The organism is Pseudoduganella sp. RAF53_2 (assembly GCF_052113985.1).
Classification (GTDB): domain Bacteria; phylum Pseudomonadota; class Gammaproteobacteria; order Burkholderiales; family Burkholderiaceae_D; genus Rugamonas.
In genome coordinates, this window is record NZ_JBFRDW010000797.1 from 1 (window position 1) to 2366 (window position 2366).

A 2366-nucleotide genomic window follows, 5' to 3' on the forward strand; every position below is an offset into this window, starting at 1 on the left:
AGCTGGTGCCGGGCCGTATCAAGGAAGTCCACACCGAAAGCGGCGCCGTGCTGAAGGCGAAGACCGTGATCATTTCGACCGGCGCGCGCTGGCGCGAAATCAACGTGCCGGGCGAGAAGGAATACCGTAACCACGGCGTGGCGTACTGCCCACACTGCGATGGCCCGCTGTTCAAGGGCAAGCGTGTGGCGGTGATCGGCGGCGGCAACTCCGGCGTTGAAGCCGCCATCGACCTGGCAGGTATTGTGGATCACGTGACCCTGATCGAGTACGGTGCCGAACTGCGTGCGGACGCTGTCCTGCAGCGCAAGCTGGCGACCCTGCGCAATGTGAAAGTGATCAAGTCGGCCCAGACCACTGAAGTGCACGGCGACGGCAAGAAGGTGAATGGCCTGAGCTACACCGACCGTAACTCCGGTGAATCGCATCGCGTGGAGCTGGAAGGCGTGTTCGTGCAGATTGGCCTGGTGCCTAACACCGAGTGGCTGAAGGGCACCATCGATCTGTCGAAGCACGGCGAGATCGAAGTCGATGCGAAGGGCCAGACGTCCGCGTCCGGCGTGTTCGCAGCAGGCGACGTGACCACGGTGCCGTACAAGCAGATCGTGATCGCCGTGGGCGAAGGCGCCAAGGCCGCACTGGGCGCCTTCGATCACCTGATTCGCTCCGGCGACGACGAAACTGAACTGGCTGCCGCCGCTTAATAAAACCCGCGGCGCAAAGCAGGTGGCTGCCACGATGTGGCAGCCACCAGGTTTTTCAGCCGCGGGTTTAAAGATCCGCGCTAGCCTGCTTCATGCGCAAGGCCCGGGTATAGCGGTGTCTTGCGCGCAGGCGGCTGTTGGTCACCAGCTCTCCCAGCGTCTGTCCGACAACCGTCACAATCCCCAGCAGGGGCAGCACCATCGCCAGACCAGCCACTCCGGCCACCGAGCCGCCGATAAAGATCATCAGCACCGCAATCAGCGGATGGATATGCAGGCTGCGGCCAATGGTCATCGGCATAAACACGAAATCATCCAGCAGCCGCACCGCAATGAACACCCCAATCGCGCTGTAAGCGATCAGCGCATTGTCCGGCGCATCGGTGGACGCCACCATCACCACCATCACGCAGCCTGCGATTGAGCCCACATAGGGCACCCAGGCCAACAGGGCGGCGATAAAGCCCAGCACCAGCGGCGAATGCAGCCCAATGGCCCACAAACCCAAAGCCAGCGCCGCCGTATCGATCACCGTCAGCTTCATCATGCCGACGAAATAGCGGCGTGCCGTCTGGTCCACCTCGTGCAGCAGGAACAGCGTGCGCTCGAAGAAGGCGTTCGGCACCGCACGCACCAGGAAGCGCTTGAAGCGGCGCCCATCGCGCAGGAAGAAGAAGGTCAGGAAAGGCGCCAGCAGCAGTGAAGGAATCCAGCCCGCAGCGGCCACCAGCACGCCGGCCAGACGGTGCTTGAGGAAGTCGTCCGTCCATGCCGCAAAGCCGCTGTTGACCGTCTCGCTCAGATGGATCTGCCGCAGCAGGCGGAACTCGCGTTCCAGGGCCTGCAAGCTGCGGCTCAGGAAACTCAGGCCGCCGGTGACATAGCGCGCCACCACTTCCTGTCCGTTGGCAGAGGGCGCGGACGCCCAGCTCGCAGTGGCCAGCACAACCAGCAGCAATATCAGCGTGGCGCCGGCATACACAATCGGCACGGCCGCGTTCTTGCGCAGGCCCATGCGCAGCAGACGCTGGGTGGGCGGCAGCAGCACGTAGTAGAGAACGATGCCTTCCACGAAAGGAATGGCCAGCCACAGCATGCGTTCCATCAGCACGAGCAGCAGGCAGGTAGCGCCGATGATGGCGCACCACACCACAGGACCGGAGCGATGCTCGTCCATCACATCAACTCGATCTGCGGACGGTCGCCCATGAAGTTGCGCAGGCGGCGTCCCAGGTGGCGGGCCAGGGCCAGGGCGATCTTGTAGCCGACCACGGCATCCGTCTCCATCAGCGCAATAAAGTCGGCGCGGAAGAACACGGCCAGCTCGCAATCGCCGATGGCGCGTGCCTGGGCGCTGCGCGGCGTATTGTCCAGCAAGGCCATATCGCCGAAGTAGGCGCCCGGTTCCAGCTCGGCGACCGGCTCGTAGCCGTTTTCGCGCGCCTTGTTGATGCGTACCCGCCCCGCCAGCACCAGATACAGCGCCTGCCCTTCCTCTCCTTCATCGAACACGATTTCATCGGCCAGATAGCGGCGCTCATGCACCAGGCCGTACACGGTCTTCAATTCACGCGGTGTGAGGGACGCAAACAGGGGCGAACGATGCAGCTGCTTTTCCAGCGGCGACAGGTCGTTCGATTTGAGGAAACCAAAGATCACGGC

The 2366-nt window shown here is 63.3% G+C and carries 3 protein-coding genes; 1 reads left to right on the top strand and 2 read right to left on the bottom strand.

Features of this window, described 5'->3' with window-relative positions:
* On the top strand, positions 1-704 hold a 704-nt coding region (locus AB4Z11_RS29605; protein WP_442029439.1), incomplete at its 5' end, for an FAD-dependent oxidoreductase.
* 67 nt (positions 705-771) lie between these two features.
* On the opposite strand, the gene AB4Z11_RS29610 is transcribed toward AB4Z11_RS29605, so the two are convergent.
* Both AB4Z11_RS29610 and AB4Z11_RS29615 read right to left on the bottom strand, forming a co-directional pair.
* A complete protein-coding gene (locus AB4Z11_RS29610; protein ID WP_442029441.1) occupies positions 772-1881 on the bottom strand; it encodes an AI-2E family transporter in 1110 nt (369 codons plus the stop codon).
* Positions 1881-2366: cyclic nucleotide-binding domain-containing protein (locus AB4Z11_RS29615; protein ID WP_442029443.1), on the bottom strand; the 486-nt coding region annotated here is incomplete at its 5' end. The genes AB4Z11_RS29615 and AB4Z11_RS29610, both read right to left, overlap by 1 nt.